Annotated in this window: 15 protein-coding genes; 8 read left to right on the top strand and 7 right to left on the bottom strand. The window is 33.2% G+C overall.

The features are described 5' to 3' along the window. Positions 1-38 precede the first annotated feature (38 nt). The gene (locus tag UABHE_RS08625; RefSeq protein ID WP_372369843.1) at positions 39-2,483 is read right to left on the bottom strand and encodes a serine/threonine-protein kinase; all 2,445 of its coding nucleotides are present in this window, start codon (positions 2,481-2,483) and stop codon (positions 39-41) included. 272 nt (positions 2,484-2,755) lie between these two features. Between UABHE_RS08625 and UABHE_RS08620 the strand changes: the two genes are divergently transcribed. The 3 genes from UABHE_RS08620 to UABHE_RS08610 are packed head-to-tail and all read left to right on the top strand — an operon-like array spanning position 2,756 to position 6,994. After that, complete coding sequence (locus UABHE_RS08620; protein ID WP_372369842.1) at positions 2,756-2,908, top strand: hypothetical protein; 153 nt, start codon at positions 2,756-2,758, stop codon at positions 2,906-2,908. Next, entirely contained in the window at positions 2,880-3,788 is a 909-nt protein-coding gene (locus UABHE_RS08615; RefSeq protein WP_372369841.1) for a hypothetical protein, read from the top strand. The genes UABHE_RS08620 and UABHE_RS08615 overlap by 29 nt, the downstream gene beginning before the upstream one ends. Further along, positions 3,785-6,994, top strand: coding sequence for an amidohydrolase family protein (locus UABHE_RS08610; RefSeq protein WP_372369840.1), 3,210 nt, complete (start codon positions 3,785-3,787; stop codon positions 6,992-6,994). Before UABHE_RS08615 ends, UABHE_RS08610 begins: the two co-directional genes overlap by 4 nt. 181 nt (positions 6,995-7,175) lie before the next feature. Here the strand turns inward: UABHE_RS08610 and UABHE_RS08605 are convergent, their stop codons facing one another. Next, entirely contained in the window at positions 7,176-7,619 is a 444-nt protein-coding gene (locus tag UABHE_RS08605) for a hypothetical protein (RefSeq protein ID WP_372369839.1), read from the bottom strand. A gap of 264 nt (positions 7,620-7,883) precedes the next feature. On the opposite strand from UABHE_RS08605, the gene UABHE_RS08600 reads away from it, so the two are divergent. From UABHE_RS08600 to UABHE_RS08580, 5 genes are all read left to right on the top strand, one after another. After that, the gene (locus UABHE_RS08600; protein WP_372369838.1) at positions 7,884-9,422 is read left to right on the top strand and encodes a hypothetical protein; all 1,539 of its coding nucleotides are present in this window, start codon (positions 7,884-7,886) and stop codon (positions 9,420-9,422) included. 109 nt (positions 9,423-9,531) lie between these two features. Next, the gene (locus tag UABHE_RS08595; protein ID WP_372369837.1) at positions 9,532-11,436 is read left to right on the top strand and encodes a tetratricopeptide repeat protein; all 1,905 of its coding nucleotides are present in this window, start codon (positions 9,532-9,534) and stop codon (positions 11,434-11,436) included. Between the two features lie 532 nt (positions 11,437-11,968). Then, positions 11,969-13,753, top strand: a complete 1,785-nt coding sequence (locus UABHE_RS08590; RefSeq protein WP_372369836.1) for a hypothetical protein — start codon at positions 11,969-11,971, stop codon at positions 13,751-13,753. 64 nt (positions 13,754-13,817) lie between these two features. Then, positions 13,818-14,225, top strand: a complete 408-nt coding sequence (locus UABHE_RS08585; RefSeq protein ID WP_372369835.1) for a hypothetical protein — start codon at positions 13,818-13,820, stop codon at positions 14,223-14,225. Between the two features lie 706 nt (positions 14,226-14,931). After that, complete coding sequence (locus UABHE_RS08580; protein ID WP_372369834.1) at positions 14,932-16,608, top strand: hypothetical protein; 1,677 nt, start codon at positions 14,932-14,934, stop codon at positions 16,606-16,608. Between the two features lie 101 nt (positions 16,609-16,709). Here UABHE_RS08580 and UABHE_RS08575 read toward each other — a convergent pair whose 3' ends face one another. From UABHE_RS08575 to UABHE_RS08555, 5 genes are all read right to left on the bottom strand, one after another. Next, entirely contained in the window at positions 16,710-17,879 is a 1,170-nt protein-coding gene (locus UABHE_RS08575) for an RNA polymerase sigma factor (protein ID WP_372369833.1), read from the bottom strand. Between the two features lie 5 nt (positions 17,880-17,884). Continuing rightward, complete coding sequence (locus UABHE_RS08570; protein ID WP_372369832.1) at positions 17,885-20,953, bottom strand: serine/threonine-protein kinase; 3,069 nt, start codon at positions 20,951-20,953, stop codon at positions 17,885-17,887. A gap of 97 nt (positions 20,954-21,050) precedes the next feature. Further along, positions 21,051-21,776, bottom strand: a complete 726-nt coding sequence (locus UABHE_RS08565) for a hypothetical protein (RefSeq protein ID WP_372369831.1) — start codon at positions 21,774-21,776, stop codon at positions 21,051-21,053. Positions 21,777-22,412: 636 nt separating this feature from the next. After that, a complete protein-coding gene (locus UABHE_RS08560; RefSeq protein ID WP_372369830.1) occupies positions 22,413-22,994 on the bottom strand; it encodes a DUF1990 family protein in 582 nt (193 codons plus the stop codon). 19 nt (positions 22,995-23,013) lie between these two features. Continuing rightward, positions 23,014-23,208: a hypothetical protein gene (locus UABHE_RS08555; RefSeq protein ID WP_372369829.1), complete on the bottom strand. Its 195-nt coding sequence runs from the start codon at positions 23,206-23,208 to the stop codon at positions 23,014-23,016. Positions 23,209-23,469: the final 261 nt, after the last annotated feature.

Raw genomic sequence — 23,469 nt, 5'->3', positions numbered from 1 at the left:
ATTATTTATAGTACTCTCACATAGATTTGAACCGTTCGTCATTTCTTGTCTTTTACTATTGTTAATGTCCTAAGCGGAAACAAAATTTTATCCATCACTTGTTTACGACGATCAAACGGGCAGAAAATATAAATAGCAACTAGGTGGTTTTTATGTATAGTGTAAAAATGATGAGCAAATAGATTTCGACTTTTTCCTCTGACATTCATTTTATACAAAACGCTTTTGCCATCAAAACCATTTATCGTCTGTACTTTTTCTTTTATTTTCTTGTATTCGTAGTCTTGCAAATGAACTTCTTCTAGTTTTTTAATCCACCAGTCTAAACTCTTACCTAGTTTTATATGTCGTAAATCAACACGTGCTCCTGTTGATCGAGCATACAGATATAACATTTTCGATGAATTTTCATTGAGTTTTTTACGAATCCAAGTGCTATCTATTGAGTATTCAAGACCAAATTTTTTGTGGTGAATAACTAAGCCTTTTCTAGATTTAACAGGCTTTAATCGACGCAAAGAATGCAGAGACTTAAATAAATCATTTTTGTCTTTTTCACTTGCTTGTTTTTTACGCGGTATAATAACACAAGCTGTGTAAAGCTGCCTCCCCTTGCCGAAATGATAAAACGCTTCTACATCTATTTCTATTTTTGAGGGAGTTTGAATATAATACTTAACTTTTTTTCCGTTAATATCATTAATATCTATGGAACTTACTTTTTTCTTATTTACAATGTAGCCAACTTTTTCTGGCCAGATTTCTTGTTCAACAGATTTTATTGCTTCATCTAAATTGTCATGCAGTGTTTTTGCGAAGTAAAAGAATACACTTCCTTTATCTGGATCTAGTTTATAGGACACTTTTACTTGCGCTGCTTGCTTTACAAAAATTCGTTTAATCCACAAACTATTAACTAAAAAACTAATGTTGTAGGTTTTATAACCTATTCTTTTCCATTCAGATTTGTTATCTGGTGGTATTTGTTGCTCTATTGTTTCCTGTTTGATTATTCGTTCTGGGTTTATAATATTTTTTGATGGCTTTTTGGTTTTGTTGATTATAGCTGCACTGTTGGTATTTAATTCGTTGTTCCCTCTACCAATATATATACCAAGAAAGATACATACAAACATAGCAACGCATAAAACAATAATCGACGTATATTTGCTTTTGTTTTTTTCTAAATGATTACTAAGACGAATCGTTCGCGCTGATGTCGCTTTCCCTTGTAAAAAGTTTTCGATATCTTCTGCCATTTTTAGAGCTGAGGTGTAGCGCTTTTCAGGACTTTTAGTCATAGCTTTTAGGCATATTGATTCCAACTTGGTTGATATATTTTTTTTGTAAGTAGTTATCGGTTTTACATTACCGTAGCGAATATTGTGAATTATTTTGGTTTGTGTGCTTCCTTGTATAGGACAAACACCAGTAAGCATTTCGTAAAAAATTACCCCGAGTGCATAAATATCTGTCAAATGACTTACATTGCGTGAATTACCTTCTGCTTGCTCAGGGGACATATATTTTGGTGTTCCGAGTAGTTGCCCAGAAGTTGTTAAATCATTTCTAGAACTCAAATCTTTTGCTAAACCAAAATCCATAAGATATATTTTTTTGGTAGTGACTTCGATCATCAGGTTAGCTGGCTTTAGGTCTCGATGCACAATTTGATTTTTGTGCGCATATTCTACAGCATTTGCAATTTCAATCATCATTTCACAAATTTTGCGCGTTGACACGCGATTGTCTTTTAAAAATTCTTTTAACGATGGACCATCGATAAAATCCATAGCAATATACGAAATATTATTGTGAGTTCCTACATCGTGTATTTTGACAATATGGGGATGAGCAAGTTGTGCCATCATTTGCGCTTCTGAAAAAAAACGTTGTTGGGATTTTTCCGAAGCAGAATCAAACTGTAAAAGAACTTTAATGGCAATCGTTTTATTTAAAATAGGGTGATAAGCTTTATAGACTTTTCCCATTCCTCCTGAACCAATCAGTTCAACAATTTGGTATTGTCCTATTTTTTTAGGTGCATTTTCTTCACTTTTTTCACTAAGCTGCGTAGCCCAGTTTTTGATAATAGTGGACTCTATGCTATTTAAAATACCGCTACTTTGCAAATTTTGAGCTATAGTTTCAGCTGTACTCTGATCGATTAATTTCTTTTCTAAATAATTTAGAGAAATACTATAACTCTCACCTTTAGATAAACTTGTGCAGCGTACTTTTATTAAATTTTCAATGTGGACATCACTCATGCTACCTGTTCGCTTCACTGCATTTAATAAACAGTAATATGCCATGAGGTTATGTATTGCTTTTTTTTGTTCTAAAGTAATAACATTTTGCCGCTGTAAATGTAGGACTAAATCCTCACGAAAACCTTTTAAAAAGTCCATAGGTATAGAAATACCGTAGTCTAGGTTTTTCAAACATTGAACTACTAAATGATTTCGTTTTTGTATGGACATGCTACTTTCCTAAAATTATTAACTGTATTGTAGGGAATCCCGCGTAAAATTCTAACTTGTATAAATAAAGTTGTAGGGCGTGTCGATATTATACCAACTACATAAACCAATCAAAAGTTTCTTTTATTTGATGAACTTGATAGGTAAAATAAAGAATCTAAGTGATCTAAGAAAAAGTAGGGCGTATTGGCATGCCCTAATCATCTGATTGGTTATTTATTGATAGCTAGATGAAAGCTATAGACGCTTGTACCTCTTAATGGAGAATTGTTATGGTTAGCGACAACAAAGAGCTTGAAAAAAAAATGCAAAAGCTCATCGTTCGATTAGAAGAACAGTTAGAAAAATCAAAAAAACTAGATGAAGCAATTCGCCATACTTTAGAAAGTTTGAAAAATGGTACAATGGAAATCCCTAAACTTTAAAGATATATTGGTTTTTTATTCAGAAAATCTTGAATTCTCGAATGTAGAAAACGAAGATATTCTCATTAAAAAATGCCGCGGAGTAAAATGTTCATCTACTGAAGTTAATCTAGCGAAAAATGTTAATTTACAAAATTATGATGATTATTACTTACTGCGTGTAGATACAAAAGAAATAAATATTGATTACCTAATAAACTATTTAATTGCGAAAAATCCCATGGATGATTTTGTCGAGTCGAAAGGTATGTTGTCAAAGCTGAATTTTTTATCTTTTATAGATAAAACGATGATCCCTCTTCCCAATTTAGAACAACAGAATCGTATCGTAGTTACTTGTCAGCAGATTACTGATAAGATTAGAATTAATCATGCAATAAATAAAACCCTACAAGAAATGTCACAAGTACTTTATAGTAAATTAGCAGGAAACAGATCTCAACCATTTAGTCGTATAGCTACATCTTCGTTTTCTTTTGCCGAAGTAACTCCACTTACACATAAATATATTGAAAATATATTGGTGGCTAAAGATTTTTCTGATGATGAATATGGAGAAAAATTAATCTATTGGGGAGATATTTCGCAAGCTGATTTTTTGTTGCAAAGTGAGTGCACTTTTGGACGAAATGACTATACGATAATAAAAGCGAAGAGTGGTATTAGTCCTCTTTTTGTATACTGCGCGACTAAAAATATTTTAAACGAACAACATTCAAACAACATCTCTTTTGATAAACTGACAATAGCTAATTTTTCTCATGAAACGATGCTGTTATTTCACAACACCACTAATAGCTGGTATCACAAGATACAGAACAATTACCAAGAAAATGTGATGCTAGACGAGTACAAACAAAAATTTATGAGGTTATTATGATTAAAATATGTATAACTATTTGCTGTTTATGCAGCCTACTTGTAGCTCAAGATTGGAATGTGGCTGAAGTAAAAGGACCACATGACAATGTCTCCTTTTCTGTTACTTCTGGAACATGGATGAATCTAGATGTTCATCCAAGCGGTAAAGAAATAGTTTTTGATTTGCTAGGAGACATATATTCTTTGCCAATAAGCGGTGGCAAAGCAAAGCTAATTTCTGGAGGACTTGCATATGAAGTTCACCCGCGCTACAGTCCTGATGGCAAGCATATTCTCTTTACAAGTGATCGCGCTGGAGGGGACAATATTTGGAAAATGGCTTTAGATGGTAGTGATAAACAGCAAATTACCAAAGAGAGTTTTCGCTTGTGTAATAATGGTGTATGGTGTCGCGATGGAGAATACATTATCACCAAAAAACATTTTACCAGTAGACGTTCGTTAGGTGCTGGTGAAATGTGGCTATATCATGTCAGTGGTGGAAGCGGTATTCGTTTAACTAAACGCAAAAATGATCAGCAAGATGTGGGCGAACCCTGTTTATCGCCAGATAACAAATATGTTTATTTTAGTGAAGATATGAGCGGTGGATCAACGTTTCAGTACAACAAAGATCCGAATAAACAAATTTATATGATTCGTCGTGTGAGCCTAGAAGATGGTAAGATTGAGAATATTATTACTGGGCCTGGAGGAGCAGTAAGACCACAAATATCTCCTGATGGTAAGCTATTGTCCTTTGTACGTCGCGTTCGTACAAAAAGTGTACTTTTTATCCATGATCTTAAAACCGGAGAAGAGTGGCCCATTTATGACAAATTGAGCAAAGATCAGCAAGAAACATGGGCTACTTTTGGAGTTTATCCAAACTACAACTGGACACCTGACGGTAAAGAAATTGTTATTTGGGCAAAAGGAAAACTGTGGCGTATTCATACGATAACACTACAAATAAAAGAAATACCATTTGAAATAGATGTAAAACAAACAATCGCTCGCGCTGTTAAGTTTTCTCAAAAAGTAAGCCCGCAAAAATTTAGTGCGAAAATGATTAGGGATGCAAGCACTTCTCATGATGGCAGTAAAGTGGCATTCTTTGCTGCTGGTTACATTTGGATTAAAAGCTTACCAAACGGTCAACCACAGCGCATGACAAAGCAAAATAATCACTGGGAGTTTTCTCCGAGTTTTCATCCAAACGGCAAAGAAATCATTTATACTTCTTGGAATGACGATAAAAAAGGCGCTATTCACGTATACTCATTTACAACAAATACTTCGCGTAAGATAACCTCTGAACCAGGTTATTATCACAATCCAACGTTTTCTTCCACAGATAACAAAATCGTTTATCAGCGTGGTGGAGGCGATTATATACTTGGGTTTGTTCACGGCAAAAAACGCGGCATCTTTTGGACTGATGGTAAAGAACATCATTTTATTACCCGTGGAAGTAAACCAGTCTTTAACACCGATAACTCGCGCATATTCTTTCACAGTCGTGTACAAGGAAAAAAAGCTTTCAAGAGTTGCGATCTTTATGGACGTGATATCCGCGTTCATTTCACATCAACATACGCAAAAGATTTCTCTGTAAGTCCTAATAATAAATGGATTGCCTTTACAGAACTTTTTCAAGCCTATGTTGCTGCTTTTCCAAAAACAGGAACAACTGTTGACATTTCTTCGAAAACCAAAACCGTCCCTGTACATAAATTATCTAAAGATGCCGGAGCTTATCTTCACTGGTCACAAGATAGCAAACAAGTTTATTGGACAATGGGTGCATCGTATTTTTCGCGAAACATTAGCGACTGTTTTTCTACTAAAAAAGACCTACCAAAAGAAGAGCAAGGATCGTCACTTGGCTTAGAGCTAACAACTGATACCCCACAAGGAACTATCGCTTTTGTAGGGGCACAAATTATTACCATGCGCAATAATGAAGTAATCGCACACGGTACTGTTCTTGTTGAAAAAAATCGTATTGTCGCTATAGGCAAAAGCGAAGAAGTGAGTATTCCCGAAAAAGCAAAAATCATCAATGTCGAAGGCAAAACAATTATGCCTGGAATTATCGATGTTCATGCTCACCTAGGAAATAGCTCAACCGGAATTTCTCCTCAACAACAGTGGTCTTACTACGCTTCTCTTGCATATGGTGTAACGACAACACATGACCCTTCGTCTAATACAGAAATGGTCTTTACGCAGTCGGAAATGGTAAAAGCAGGTTATATGGTAGGTCCGCGTATTTACTCTACAGGAACTATTCTTTACGGTGCAGAAGGAGACTTCAAAGCGCTAATTAACAATTTGGATGACGCGCGTTCTCATTTAAAAAGAATGAAAGCCGTCGGCGCGTTCTCTGTAAAAAGTTATAACCAACCACGCCGCGAACAACGCCAACAAGTGATCACCGCCGCTAGGGAACTGGAAATGATGGTTTACCCTGAAGGTGGCTCTTTTTATTCCCATAACCTGAGCATGGTGATGGACGGTCACACTGGAGTAGAACACTGTTTACCTATTGCGCCGGTGTACGAAGATGTGATTAAATTTTGGGGTAAGAGCACAACAGGCTATACTCCAACTCTTATCGTAGGCTACGGTGGAATTTGGGGTGAAAATTACTGGTACCAAAAAACCAAAGTTTGGGAAAAGAAGCGCCTATTAACCTTCACTCCACGCTCAATAATAGACAGTCGCTCACGAAGAAGAATGATGATACCAGATGATGATTTTGGTCATATCGAAAACGCCAAAGCATGCAAAGCTATCTTAGATGGTGGTGCCAATGTCCAACTAGGAGCACATGGGCAATTACAAGGCTTAGGAGCACACTGGGAAATGTGGATGCTGCATCAAGGAGGCTTCAGTGAAATGGAAGCCCTAAAATCAGCGACACTCATGGGAGCAGAATACATTGGTATGGACAATGAAATCGGTTCACTAGAAGTAGGGAAAATAGCAGACCTAATCGTTCTAGACAAAAACCCACTAGAAAATATTTACAACAGTGAATCAGTACGCTTCACCATGATAAACGGTCGTTTATATGATTGTGATACGATGAACGAAATAGGTAATCATACGAGTAAACGCGGTAAGTTTTTCTGGGAGCACAGTCGAACCAGCAACGCTTTTCCTTGGTACAGTGGTACCCAAAGTTTTATGCAAGCAAATTGTAGCTGTAATCATTAAAGTTATGCCTATATATTGAAGTTCTAATTCGTAGAATAAAAGAACTTAAAATATATTTTCTTTACGGCAGCGCGATGTAGGGGTGGTCTTGTGTCGGCACAAGATCGCACCTCGTTTAAGTAGGTCTTCCCTAACATTAGTAGTTTGATTAAAAAATAATGATATTTAAAATTATTTACTTTTACAAAAGTCCCCAAACACTATTTTTTCCACACATACCAATATCTATCTTTTGAAAAACTTCTAAAGCCGTAAAGCTCTGGCCACTAATTGTTGCTAACAACTGAATATAAACAAGATATACCGATTTATGAGCCCATCCAGCACAGTAACCAGGATTAAATTTAGATACTCTATGGATGTAATTCCATAGAGTATGTGTTTTTTCTTTTGTTATCATACACCCAAACCACCATATCCCTAAAGAATGTTGTAGAGATTTCTTTATGTAATCTAAGTTTGATCCATTTACTAGCATTGAGTCGTCAATTACTTTTACAGAAATACCTAGTTGCAAAGCAAGAGAGCATATCCGTTTTAAACGCTGTCTTAAATGGAAAGCTTTTTCGCTTTGATCTCTTAGATCTGGAGCTATATGTATAAGTGTAACTATGGGGAATTGCATAGAGTATCCTTTTGAAATGTTAGAATATAAAATGTGGTATTTTTTGATATTTGGATGTTAATTGGAGGATCTGGGGTTATTTGGAATTTGATGAATAGGCATGAGTATGAATAAATTTTATTGGTAGTTTACATAGAGATTGGGGATAGAGTATTGTTTTATGATGGTTGTTAGTTTTTGAAAGTACGGTTTTGGAATAAATTTTGTTGTTTTTTCAAATCACAACACCCAAGCCTAGCACTTTTTTGTGGAGGAAAATAGCAAGTGACTAAAAAAGTAGTGAAACGTCAATCATTGCAAAAAATAGAAGATAATATGTCATACAATGGTTGTACATTCTATATTGACAGAAAAATAGACAAAATCTTTCACTGCGATTTTGAGAATTGTAGTTTTCGTAATGAGAATCTATATATTGTTTGCTCACAGGATTGTACATTTGTTAGTTGCAACTTTGTCAAATTAAAAATTGATGCACTCCACAATACAACATTTAAGAACGGATATATTAATCACCTCTCTCTAAAAGGCTGTTCTTCTTTTTGTTTTCTACAAAATGTCAATGTTCACAATATACACTTGCGAAACATTCACAAGCTTCCTCAAGATATCGTTAAGTTTTCTCAACTAAAAACATTGGATATTGCCGAAAATCTTCGCATTTCTAAATTACCAAAAAGTATTTACCGTCTCCCGCTGTTATTTCTCGATGTTTCGCAAACCCGAGTTAATATTCAATCCACAGAAAATTTTTTACCAAAGTGTCGTATCCGCAAGTATATGGTTTACTCGGCATATGTACAGAAACGAACAAAATACAAAAATCCTTCGTGGAGTATTATCGATTCTATTGTCGAAGACACTGAAAAAAAAATGTGGGCAATTAATAAAAATAAAATTTTACGCACCACGCAACTTGCTTATTGGCAAGATAAAAATTGGTGCGCTTATCCAAATATTAAAAAACTGTCTCACTTAAAAACTTTACAAGACGGGACATTGTGTGCGATTGGGGAAAAATGTTGGAGATGGAAAGACAGTCACTGGGAAATATTTTCGATACCTTTTATTGTTGAAGATTTGTGGGGACCATCGTACGATGAAATTTACGCTTATAACAAAGATGGTTTTTACTATTTTGATGGCCAAAATTGGCGCGAAGTTGCCTCACTACAAGAACATTGTTATGTGGAATGGATATGTGGTGGATTACTAGAAAACAACATAATGTTCGGCGGGCGAAAAGTTGTGAAAGATGCGGTGTTTCGTGAATTAGAAAAACAAAGAGTTATGTTGAATGATGTGTATAATGGGCTGCAAAGCGGCGAGTTGAATGCCATCGAATTTACGATAATAGGTCGTAAAGATAAATGGTCTCTTCGTGAACATAATTATCGTCAAAGTAAGGTAAAAAAAATTCATTATATTGAACCAAATATGTCCATAGTAGAGATGGATAACAAAAATCTCATCGAAAAAGGCTCAGTACTTTTTTCTAATTTTACTTATAGCGAATTATATCTAAACGCCTTGTCAAGAATAACTAAAAAAGACAAGTCCTGTACGCTATGTTGCGCTTCGCTTTGGAAAGAGTTGCCTCTCATCATAATAAAAAGTTCTACCAAAGCTGTTTTTTGGGTTGTATGGGGAAAAGATATTTACCAACTACAAGTACCATCAAAAATTACTAGTGTATATTTTTTAAAATCGCACATTATTGTTGCGACAAAAAATGATCACTATCGCTATGATTTGTATGATGTGTTAGTGCAAGATACACTATTTCGTAAGTTGGATAAGTAGCTTAAAATAAATTAAAGCATTTATCATTGGTTCAGGCAAAAACTAGAGATTAGTAATGCCCAATTATAAACAGCAAATGAGACATACTTGTTAGGACAAGAATTCTGATATGAAATTTAATAATGATTCGAAAAAAAAATATAAAGCCATCAGAGATGTGGCTATCAAAAAGAAAAAAGATAAGCGGAAATTTTTTCTCTATATTGTTGTTCTTGTTGTTTTTGTTTGGTCTATTTCCAGCTACTACAGTAAACAAATATCACTGGTACACTACCATAATGCCGAAATACATATCAAAAAACATGAATATGATCAAGCGCTACAACAATTAAATAAATCCCTGAAGTATAATCCAGCGAACGCTTTATCTTATTATAAAAGAGGTTTTTTACGAAAAATTATGGGTGATAAGGTAGAGCTAATACTGAGCGACTTTACGAAAGCGATAAAGCTTCATCCTAAAAATTTACCTGCGTACTATCAAAGAGCACTAATACATAAAACTCAAAATCGCATAAATTTAGCTTTGCGCGATTTGAAAAAGGTGACACAGCTCGATCGCAAACATGTACAAGCATACTACCGTAAAGCGTTGATATATAGTCAACGCAAAGGTGAAGAACTCGTAGCTCTCAATAACTTTGCGACAGCTATAAAACTCGATCGCAAAAATCCTGAACTTTACTACCAAAGAGCTTTATTGTACAGCAAAATAGAAGCGCAAGAAGATAAAGTTCTACGCGACTTAACAAAAGCAATTCGTTTGGGATTAAAAAATTCTTATATGTTCCACGAACGAGCAAAATTCTACGAGAAAAAACAACAATACGATTATGCAGTTGAGGACCTGACAAAAGCCATTGATTTAGATTCTGGCAATGTTGAGATCTATTACTATAGGGGACAAATGTATGTTAAGTTGCAACAGCACAATGCTGCAATATCTGACTTTACTCGTGTGCTTAAAATAGATAGTAAATTTTCAAAAGCATATTTAGCGAAGGGAGAAGTATATCGTAAACAAAAAAAATATGATTTAGCTGTGGAAAATTGGATTGCAGCGGCACAAACAGGAGATCATTACAAACATATGTCTCCTTTGATACCAAATAATATTCAAGTAGCATATTTATCGAAAATTATCGATATAAAACCCAAATTAACACAGGCTTATCTTGATCGTGGACGTGCACTTTATAGACAAAAACAATATGATATTGCAATGCAAGATTGGATTACGGCTGCAAAAATAGATGGAAAATACAATCGCTTCTTTTTATTTATAGATGATGAGTTTGTTATAAAGTACTTAAATAAGTTCATCGAAATAAAGCCATTATTTACTGAGGCTTACAGAGATAGAGCGAAATTGCACATTAAACATAAAAAATACTCGTTGGCAATTAAAGACTGGCAAAAAATGCTTGAGTTAAACGAGTATAATGTTGTTATTCCCACAGTAGAAACGTTTCCTACACAGTCCTATGAGTTACTTATTAAATATCTTAGTAGATTAATAAAAAAACGTCCCAATCTTGAAGATGCGTACAGTAAAAGAGGCTTTCTTTATAGAAAACAAAAAAAATACAACTTAGCTTTACAAGATCTAACAATTGTACCGATAATACAACGTGAAAATGCTAAGCTTTACAAGCAGACACTCAATCTTAACGAGCAGTTACATAAGACTCATGTCAAAAAATTTAAACAATTTCAAAAGAAATTTGAGCAGAGCCTCAAAAGCGATGATATGTCGAGAAGTAATACTAGTTTCAAAGAAGATTTATATATCAAAGCAACGAAAAATGAAACCAACAACGAATTTAAATTAAAATTTACGCAAAAATTTATAAAATTTTATCCCAAGTTTGTTCAAGCTTATATCGATCGCGGAAAAATATACAAACAGCAAAAAAAGTACGCTCTAGCAATTAACGATTGGAAAAAAGTTATCTCAATAGTAGGGCCTAGCGCAAAATTACAAAGATGGATTGACACTGTGAAAGATCATTAAATGATCGCTACTTGACAACCTTGTGCACACCTCAAGTAAACATACTACTTAGAATCCATGTATAAGAAGAATGCACGTGAAATTGGGGCGTGTTGACATTTAGAAGAATAAACAAAATAATAGATCTTAATCCGTTAACATGTTGTTTTCGATCCCGATTCCATTGCCAATCCTGATCGCCTTACTATTTTTTGAAGTTTTTTGTGATGTATATGTCTAGAAAAATAGAACCGTTATATATTTTGTTTTTAGTTCTTGTCATCATTCAGATAAAAATATGATTCATTTAATAATACACCAGTAGTATGGGGCCCGAGCTCGTTTGCGAGCCCGCGCCCGAAAACTTTTGAGAGGGACAGAAAGTGATTTATTAATTCAATACTAGTTTTTTACGATCGAAAAGAAACCTTGCTTCTTTGATAACATTGTTAATGAAAATTTCGGAAACGGGCTCGGGCTCGAAAAAACAGACAATATTTTGAATGATGACACGCCCTAGTTCTTTTTAAACACTGGAGGAAAAAGTTTGAAAATGTCTAATAATCGGTATCGATGGAAAAGATCAGAATTGTGTATAATGGTGGTATTTTTGTGCGCTACAATTTGTACACTTGTGCAAGTGTTTTCTCTACAAATAGGCCAAGAAACTACAGAGATGCATTTTCCTGCGCTTACTAGTTCGCGTCGCTTAACTTTACAAATAGATAACGATTATCGACCAGGAACTTTAATGAAGCTTGACGAAATACTTGTTGGTGGCAAAAAGTTTTTAGCTACAGATTTTTTATTTCCAGGTGATCATCGTGTAATTTTAAGAAAAAAAGGTTTTGAAGAGCTGAGTTTTTTATTAAACGTTTCTATAGGGATAACTCCAGTTATTGTTAAAAAGACGTTGATTTCAAAGCCACGCTTTATTGTTATCGAAGTTACTCATGACTTTCTTGCTGAAAACGACAAATTTTATCCTGAGCTCCTAGTTTTAGGTGGTAGAGAGATGGAGTTATCGGAAAGATTTAAACCTGGGGTTCATGATCTAGTTATTGCTCATCCAGGATTTAAGAAAATAACGGAAAAAATAAAGATAGAGCCAGGAGAAGGACAACTAGTGTTGAAAAGAAATTTAGTTGCAAATTCTCGCCCTTTGATTGTAAATCTGGCGCACGATGTTGAATCGAATATCGCTGCTCATAAAGTTTTTTTACGCGGCGTAAAAGAAAGCGAATTTTACCCTGCTGGCGAAATGATTTTTCCTGGTGAATATCAAGTCAAAATCGAAAAAGAAGGCTATCGTTTGTATCTAGGTCGTGCAGTTGTTTTTCCCGACAATCGTCCATATAAATTTTCTGCTAAATTGACAGCGAAGTACCTAAAAGTTATTCACGATATTAAGTATGATGTTGAACCAGGAAGCGAAGCGAAAGCTCTTGGCGATTGCGAAGTAACTCTCATTGGTGAAAATGTAATTTGCCGTAATGTACAACAGCAAAACCGTATCAAACCAGGTAACTATATACTAGAAATTACCCGTCCTGGCTATGAGTTTCGCGAAAATAAAAAGAATATTCGAATTTCTCCCAGTGAGAAACCATACGTAATTCGCGAAACTTTGCATGCCAAAGCACGTTCGTTATCGTTTGGTCTATTTGATGATTGCTGTATCTTTGAGGCAGAACAGGTACTGATTGACGGTACTAGTGCAACGCCAGAAACTAAGTTTTTTCCTGGAATCGAATACAGTATTATTGCTCATTATATATCATATAAAACAATGAAGAAAACTATCGTAGTAGAACCTGGAGAAGGTCCGTATGCAATAAAGACTAATTTGACCAAACTCAAACGTTACAGAATAAGTATAGGTAAAAAATATTATCAGATACTAGGTAGTATCAATGAACCAATAAAACTCTTTATTGATGGCATTCCTCTAGAGCAACATCATATTTCTGTTGGTGATGGATTTAATCTTATGAATTATGAGTTTTACGCGCCAAAAGAAATGCAAACATTGCGCGTTGTTTGTGGGTTTTATTATGATAAATCCCCAGTGAAATATAGATTTGAATTTCGCGAATTATCGAAAATTGATCCTTCGTTACTACTTCAGCATTTACAAAATTTGGCAAAATCTGGACCAATTCGAGTACTACACTGTATGGCGCGTCTACTTGATGATAAGAAAGATAAACGCAAGGTTGTTGCTCTTTCAAAAGAAAGTCGTCAGGAAATTGTAAATTTGTTACTGATGTTGACTGTCTCCAAGGAAGAGCGAACAATGCAAAAAGCGATAATAAATAGATTATCTATTGAAAAATGATTTATAAGGTATAATTATAGAAGAAATGATGTTTCGATTCGAAACTTTTATTAGGATATTATCTATGAAATTGCAGGCTCTACTCTTGTTAGTTGTTTCTTTTTCTTTTTTTTGTGCCCAAGAAAAAAGTACAGTACCCGTCAAAAAGTCTTTGTACAAAATCGAGTTACTTGGAGTAGCTAACAAAACAGCATTTATCAAACTATATAAATACCATAATGACAAATACTATGCCCAAGTTTGTGCTATCAAAACAGGTAAAGAAATCAAAGCGAAAACAATTGTTAAACCTAAAATGAAAACTCTCATTACTTTTTCACCTGGTTGGAAACTTTTAGAAGTAAAAATGGTAATTAAAAAAATAAAAAAAACACAAGGGAAAACGATTATGAAATCTCTCCCTGCTATTATTTATGAAGATGAAAAACAAAAACGTATACACTTGATACGCAAGAGTCCAAAACAAAAGTAAGTTACAGCTTATTGAACTTTATTTAATTCAAAGACTTTTGTTAGCAGTTGAAAACTTATTTAAAATGACGCTGCAAATATAACAACTAGCACAAATCGTAACAATTGCAAATGTTACAATTTAAAAGATGCTTTTGTTATTATGATTAGGGCCTGTCATCATTCAATACAGATAAAAATATAACGGATTCATTCAATGATACGCCAGTAGTATTGAGCCCGAGCCCGTTTGCGAGCCCGCGCCCGAAAATTTTTTGAGAGCGACAGAAAGTGATTTATTGGTTCAATACTAGTTTTTTGCGATGGAAAAAGAAACTTTGCTTCTTTGATAAATTGTTAGTAAAAGTTTCGGAAACGGGCTCGCAAACGGGCTCGGGCTCGAAAAAACACACAATATTTTGAATGATGACACGTCCTATATTAGGCTGAAATATTTCGAAGAAAATTCAGGATGAAAAAAGTCGCACTATGATTTATCTTTTATTTTAGAGAACTGACAATTTGAATTAAAATAAAAATTTTTCAGACAATGTAGAAAATGCCTCCAATAAAAAGATGAAAATACTATTACTCTAACCGTTAATTCGGATATTTACTTATTGATGTTAATACAGTGAGCATTTAATTATGCGTTCTGATACGCTTTAAATAAATATTTGAATGGAAGGGTATTCTCTGATTATTCTCATTTTTTTAGGAAAAACCAAATGTTAAAAACTTTATTTTACATTGTAATGTGCTCCTTGATAGCGGTAACGACATTATGCGAAGAATACAACACTGCTGAAATCGTGTCAGACTCAACTACTCTTTATGTTGAAATCAATGATGGTAGTAAATTGTATAAAGAAATGAAAACAACTGGTGTTTGGCAGTTATTTTTATCTAAAGAATGGCAAGCTTTTTTTCAAACAATGCCAAGTGAAATTTTTGAAGCAACAACTAAAATACGAGAGGAAATTGAAAGTAAATTAGATTCTTCACTTTCTGATGCGGTGATGTCTTTTTCTGGGCATATGTCTATTGCTGTTGATAACAATTTTAATATCTCTATCAGTTGGGATTTAGGCAATCAAAAAGAAAAAATAATTTCTTCATTAAAAAAATTATACATAGAGAATGTTCCGGGTGCAAACATATTGGTGCATAAAGTCAATGATCATAATGTGTATGAATTAGTCGCTACAAATAGTAAGTCAGCTTTTTACAGTGTTGTTGAGAATACACTTCTTACTTCTACTGATAAAGATTTTTTTGCAAAGGCATTTACTAAACAAGTAAAAAATAGTCTTGCAGATTTACCAATGTATCAAAATATAAAAAAGAAGACGATCAAGGAAAAAGACGGTGCTTTTCTGTATGTAAATCCGACTTCTATTATAGAGTGGGCAGAAAAGTCACTTGGAAAACATGTTGCCTCTATAATGAAGACGATGGGTGTCAATAGTATACAATCTTTGGGCGCAGGGCTTTATTTTGAAAATGGACAAGTTGTAGAAACACTACAGGTTTATATGCCTGAACGTCATGGACTCTTGAAAGAAATCATTCCAACTACGACTGCTTCGCGCAGTTTAGAAAAATTTATTCCTCAAAATTTAATTTCATTACACCATGGTTATATTAACTTAAAATCGACAAAAGATATTTTTTACAAAATATTGAATGATTTTAGTCCCAATACTTACAATGAATTTATTAAAACAGAGCAGCAAATTAATGATCAGTTAGGAATAAATATAGACGAGGCTCTTGCTGATTTGGGAACAGAATATCTTTTTACAATTAGTTTTTCTAATGGTCTATTGCCAGATGTTGCATTACAATTAAGCTTGACAAATCTGGAGAAATTTAAGTCTTTATTAAATAAAATTTCGCAAGCGATACCTGAAAATACATGCTATAACTCAAAATGGAATGGCTATGAGATAAACTATTTTCAAATATTTTCTCTAAATAACTTTATCCCAGTATCACCAACCTATATAATTTCAGACGATCGAGTTCTTTTTACTTTGTTTCCTGAATCAGTGAAAAACCTAATTGTGCAAAAAAATGGACACTTTCCAAAAGATTTAGAACAATTATTAAAGAACGTTCGCTATACAAATGTTCAATATTTAAATTTGCAAAAATTAGTTATACCTGTGTATAGTACAGTTGTACCATTGGTACAGGCTATTGTGCCAAGGTCTTATGTACCAATTGATTTTACGCTCTTACCCGACGCAACTACTCTTGAAAAATACCTAGAAAATTCAGTGCAGGTGTTTGCCGCAGACAGCGAAGGTTTATCGGTGAAGTTTTACTCTCCTTTTGGTGTATATATATTACCAATTATATCGAAGATACTAAGTATGGATTTTAAAATCGAAGATAATTAGAAAGTGGAGTATAAAAAAGATGTACTTTTTTGTTTAGTTGGTATCGCTTAAATTGTAATCATGGGAGTTACTTATATTCAGTGTAACCTATGATTACAATTTTATAGCAAAGCTTGCAGGTAGGCAATCTCGTCAGAAACTTCGGGAGGATACACATAACGTGATACTTCGTCGCGCATAATTTCCTTGTATATAATGGCTGTTTCTTTTAACGATTTTTCTATCTGATATTTAGAGACATTGAGCTGATTAGCGATAATGGCAAGAGAAGGATCTTCATTTAGATATGGTACAAAAAATTGACCATAGTGTAATTCAAGTATCTTTCGATTTAATCTTATTTGATATTTCTCAATGTATTGCGAATAAACGTACTCTAAAATAGTTCTATTTTTCTGTGCAGTAGACATATTACTATTGGTGATAGTTGCAGGAACATTAAGACTATCCTCTAGATCTTCGTTTTTTATAACACGATTCAAGAAATTAATAATATATTTTTCTGTGTGATCAAACCACTTGTATTTTTTGGCTAAAGGTTTTAGTTGTTTCATTAACTCCAGTGCAAAGGCTTTCCAATTCGTTACTTTCCAGTCAATTAGTGTTAAGTAATAGGTTTCTTTGACATCAACTTCGCTAATTTCATTGAGATTATTATTTTCCAATACGGAATTCAATATTTCTGATATTTTGATATAAGTTATGTCTTCTAAAGGCATGTTACATATTTTGCAATATAGAAATCTATCTATATTGGTTTGTTGCTTTGTTATCATATCCAGTAAGCTATCAATAGAAACGATATCTTCTGGGCGAAAAAAGGCACTGTGAGCATGGTAATAGTACATTCTGAATATAATATAGTTTAGTAAATTTCCTTGGTATTTTGAATGCATTCTACGGGCAATAAGCGATAATAAATTTTCAATCCAGTAACGATTAAAATCTTGTATTTGCACCGATTCTTTCAAATTCACCATATCTTTCTCAAACCGTACTTGCTTCCCTTGATACTTATCTCTTATAAAACGAATCAAGGTGATGATTAGAAAGGTTCGAAATTTACCTTTGGTTTTTGATACTTTGGTGATCCATTTATTTTCTAAAAATTTAGCAAAAAACTCCTGAGTAATATCCTCTGCATCGTTCTTGTAATACTTACATGCGAACTTATAGACGGGTTCCCAGTAATCTTTACATAGATTTTCTATGGCATACTGATTTTGTTGTTGTGCTTCTAAAATTTGCGACCAATGAGTTGTTTTCCACATAATATTTACTCTAAAGCAAAATCCCAGATTCGGGTATCTTCTCCTACCGTTATTAATTTTTGCAAAGACTCACTATAAACACTATCAGAAATTGTTTTACCTCGTTTTTGAATTTCGAATAAAAAATAATCACTTTTTTCTTTACTCCACACGTTTTCTAAATTCCACATTAAAATACGCCCGTCGTAGTCTGTTGAAATTAGACGTTTGTTATCTTGAGCTAACGAAAAAGAAGAAATAAAGTTTTTGTGTTTTTTCAGAGTTATAGATGATTTCTCTCCAGACATTAATTTATTAAAATCCCAGATTTTAATAAAGTTTTCAAAGCAAAGAATTAAAGATCTTATACCATTTAAGAAAGTAAGTTTTACTTTGGTGTTAGAACCACGATATTCGATTTTAATTTTTTTATATGCATTTTTTTCTAAATCGAAAACTAATATACTTTTATCATTTCCTGTAAAACTATATCTAAAAATAAATACTATGTATCGGCCATCTGCACTTAAGTTTGCAGTTAAAACACCTGCATCATTTATTTCTTCACGTCCATGATACAATTCTTGTAGTAGTTTTCTACTAGTTAAGTCCCAAACAGTTAATTCTCCAAATAAATTATAAAGAAAAAATCGCTTATTTTTTTTACAATATAACCCACCTACAACTTCTTTTTCAAAAAAAGAGATATTAGGGTAATCTTTTTTTAATTTCTCTGTAGAAAATGAAGTCTTATCTCTAATATAAACTTGCCTATCGCCATATCCGGTAATCCAAATGAGAGTGTTTGTCATTGGCTCAAAAAAAGCATATTTTGCTTTAAACCATCCAATGTTTTGTTGTTCCGTTTTTGTTTTCAAATTGCGAATAACTACCTTACCAAATCCTCCTGCGGTAGTATAGTGATTACCAACAATATTAACATTTGTTCCATTTTCTTCAATAATTGTAGGATTTGGTTGGCTTAATCTAGAATAATATATCTTGTGTTCTGTTAAAGTAAAAAGGACCTTGTTGTAAACCGTAAAATCAGAAAGTACATCTTCGTTAGTAATTATTTTTTGTAATAACCTAGAGTTTAAATCCCATCTAAATATTTCGCCGTTAGAGGTACAGGTAAAAAGATTTTTCTGTGCGTACACTATTTTTTTCACTTCGCTTTTGTGATTACCAATTTCTTTTACACTAAGGTCTTGAGCAATATTGTATAATTTTCCACTTGAAGATCCCAGTAGTAGATTGTCTTCTGCGTAGTATTGACAACAAGTGTAGTATTCTTTTGAGAGTATTTTGGCTATTTGTTTATTTTTAAATGAGTAAGTGTACAAAACACCACTGTATATGAATGCTACAGTTTGCTTTTTTAAATTTGCGCTTATAGCACTAATCGTAAATTCGTCGCCATAACCAACAACACCTTCTGAAAAACTATCTATAGATTTTAGTTCTGTAACACTATTATTCTCAAGTTTCCAAATTCGAAGAGATCTTCCGCCTATAAGAAGTGTGTCACTATCATAAAATGAACAAATACGATCATAGTTGTCATTTATCTTTTTTCTAAAGACCATTTTTAAGGTTTTGACATCATGCAATTCTAAGCGACAATTCGCGTTTAATCCTCTTAAAATAGCAATGTATTTATAGTCAGGACTTATACAAACACTATGAATTGCAGGAATAGAATATTGAATATTGCGTCCCGTTTCTCTACCGCTTTTATATGAATAGATGTCACCTTTGTGAGTTACTTCAATCATATTTTCGTTAGTAAAAAATAGTTTTGATTTATCATGTAAATCTTTCATATATTTTTGCTGGTAGCATTTTTTCTGTAGCCAATTTAGTTCAATGTGTTCTTTTTGATTGCTCACATCTTTGTATAGACTTTTTAAAGTTTCTAAGCTTTCGTTGGCAGCTGTAATTTCTTGGTTTGACACATAATTATTGGTAATATTTAGGTAATGTTTTAATAATACTTTTTTTTTCTCTTTTATAGCAATATTTCTTTCAGAAAATGCTTTATTTTCGGCTTTAAGAGCACTATAGATTCCATGGAAATAAAAAAGCGTAATGCTCAAAATAATCAGAACAGAAATAAAAATAGCTTTGTTGCGCAATCCAAATTTCCATAATCTTTCGATACTGCTAGGTGACTTAGCAGATACAGGATGATTATCTAAGTAATTTGTTAGGTCTTCTTTTAGATTGTTCATTGTACAATATCTTTTTTTGGGCTTTTTTTCTAAACACTTCAAGCAAATAGCTTCTAAATCTTTGGGAATCTTAGGGTTTAGAAGTCTTGGTCTAATAGGTTCGTCAATAACAACTTGATAGATTGTATTGAGAATAGAGTCTCCTTGAAATGGAATATTCATCGTCATTGTCTCATACAATGTGGCGCCTAATGAGTATATATCGCTAGTATTGCCTACACTTAAACTTTGAACTTGTTCTGGTGACATATATGCAGGAGTTCCTGCCATTTTTTCGGGCGTTTGGATTCCATGTTGAGCTAAACCAAAATCCATAATTTTTGGCTTTAATTCACTATCTAGTATTATATTTTCTGGTTTCACGTCTCGATGAATGGTGTTTTTTTCATGAGCAAAGTGTAAAGCTGTTGCAATATCAACAAAGATCGCTGTAATCTTACGAAAGTATTCTTTATCTTTAAATTTTTTACTGTGTTGCTGTATGAACTGACTAAGAGAATTACCACACACAAGTTCCATTGTAAAGAAAGGAACAGGGTCTTCGCACACTTCGAATATTTGGACAATGTTAGGATGGTTTAACTGTGCTATTGATCTTGCCTCTTGTAATAGAGAGTCTGTATTTCCACTACAAAGAACCTTTAGAGCTACTTCACGGCAAAGTTTTTCATCAATAGCTTTGTAAACTACGCCCATACCACCTCTGCCAATTTCTTCTACAATAAAATATCGATTCAACATTTGTCCACAAGATACAATATTATCTTGCTTGCTATCACTATTGGATGATTTATTATCTACGGGGTTAAATCCACTAGACATGCCTAAACTTAATAAATCTTTCATTTTTTCTAAATTCACCGGATTCTCCTGAAAAAATTCATGCTATTTTGAATTTTTTCGTCATTTTTTTTTCAAGTATAATGCAAAAAACGCTAGCAAAATTTACTGGCAATATCTATTTTTTTGATACTTTTTTAAATAGGTAAGAAATATTTTTGGAAAATAAATGATTTTTATATTTTTGTATAAATAAAAACAATTTCTCAGAAGAATCAGTAAATAAAATACGACCTTGGCTTTCTCTAAAAGAGATTGTTAATTTGTTTTCTTTGATTACTTTTTTAATTAGTTTTGCTTCCATTGTTGCAAGTGAAAGCTGGTCGTTTTCTAAGTTTATTTTAACGAGAATATTTATTCTTGCGCAAAAAGCTCTTCCCATGGTATTGATTTGCGTTTTCTCTGTTTCTCCTAAATATTCATCTTCATCTATGACAATTTTAGATTTTCCCCGTTTTCCGTAACTATCTTTTATAGGAAACATGTTCACAAAGAGTTCTTTTCCGATCATGCAATAATTGGCAGAGAAATAAGAGGTATAGTTTTCTCCCGAGACAACTACCTCAGAATCACTAAAAGAAATCTCTACATGTTCTTTTAGAGGTATGAGGTTACTCTTGCCAATGTCCATATTGAATTTCGTGTTTAGATTAATTTTTGTCTTAAAATTTAATCTAGTACTAATATTTAAATTAGAATTAAAATTTAATTTAGTAAATTTCCATGTTCCAGTTGGAATTTTAGTAGTGGATTTTCCTGAAAAAAAGGGATAGACAGAACCTATCGACAATAAACATCCCGGAAGCATAGATAATATTAACGCACAAACTACTATTTGCTTCATATTTATACCTTTAATAAATTTTTAACAACGAACTGCAGAAGTTTTAGATATATTTTAAACCAGTATATAATTTAGTCTACAGCTATAATAAAACTTTAGGAAATCTACCGTTGTGCTATCCAAGATCTGCAACAAAAAACTACATATTTTAAAACTTCTTGTAGGTTAAATTACGTTCTATTCTTTTATTGGAAGCATTTTCTTATTTGTCTGAAAATATTTTTATTTATGGCGCCTTATAAAGATAGGATATCAACTCATTCTGAATGTAAAGTGGCTAGGAATATAGAGGAATGAACAATATCAGGTGTGTTGGATAAAGGTGTTATGTTATTATTTAGTAGTTGGGTAAAGTAAAAGATGTGATTTCTGTTGGATTGAAAAGAGTATTTCGTTGGAATTTGAGTAAAGAGGGTTTTGTAACGCAGGTAAAAGATTTACTAAGTATTGTTTTTATAAAAAATAATTTGTATTTTTTATAATTTTTAGTAGAAGAGCTAGTGTCAATATTGAATTTTAATTGGTGACAATTAAAAGCAACTGGCGTATCTACAAAATAGATACTCTGTGATAAATATGATAAAATATTAGAAATGATAAATTTTTAAAGAAATGTAAAATAAGGCAATATTATTTTTACTTTACACTTCTTTGCATCGCTTTTTGAGTGTCTCGAAAGAAACACCCCTGCAAGTAGCGCATTACGGGATAACCGCATTTTGTCAAAAAATGCCCTGGTTTTGAAATAGCACAGACCTCATACCAAACACTATCGTCTTGGTGGTGCCACTCGACGACAAATTTCTCTTCTCCTACCTCAGGATGATCCTTTACAGTACCAAAGGCAAAACCAAAGTAGGTTACACCGTTATGGCATTCGTTTATTGTATAAACAATACGACATGGAATAGCACCAAACCATATACCAAATAGTTTGATAAAGGTGACGCTAGTTTCGTCTTTTTCTAAAGGTGCAAATGGACGATGTACATCCATCCAACTAACATCGTACATTTTCCAGTTTTTTAAGGCTTCTTTAGCTTTGGTAAAAATATCCTCGCCGTTTCCTAGTAGCACACGACGTTTATCTTTATTAAAACCTTTAGGCACTTCTTCATTTTTAGTGCAGCCTACTTGGCTATAAGTCAGAGGATTTTTTTGCCATTTTTTTAAGAGCTTTGGCATTTTGTTAGGTGAGGGACGTAGTATATAAAGCATATTGTTTTGTTTGCGTGACTTATAACCACACAACAGCTCCTTTTTCATCTACATAGTAGTTTTGAACAAGCACTTTGCCATGATCGTTTTTAGAAATTAATGAGTATACTTGATGATTTCTTGCGTTTTCCATTTTATCAAAACGCTTTTTTTCCGACATAAAAAACAATCCGGTTATAAATATTAATATTGCAATAATACATTTCTGAAACATAATAAATTCCTTTAGTAAATGTTAGATGACCTTACAAAATATGTTAGTATGTTTGTATATACGTGATTAATGTAATATTGTTTGCATTATATTTAAGATGAGAAAAAAATGAAAAAATTTTGTATTGTATTCCTTTGTGCAGCGTGGCGAGGCGCAGCTGTGTAATTAAGGAGCAACAAAGCTAGAAATTAAGAGGGCAAAATACCAATGGGTAATTACTTTTGGCGGATTACTTAGATAAAAGCGGCGGAGAAAAATAAA

The sequence above is a fragment of the Candidatus Uabimicrobium helgolandensis genome, assembly GCF_041508025.1.
Taxonomy (GTDB): Bacteria; Planctomycetota; Uabimicrobiia; order Uabimicrobiales; family Uabimicrobiaceae; genus Uabimicrobium; species Uabimicrobium helgolandensis.
This window is presented reverse-complemented; position numbering and strand designations above follow the sequence as displayed.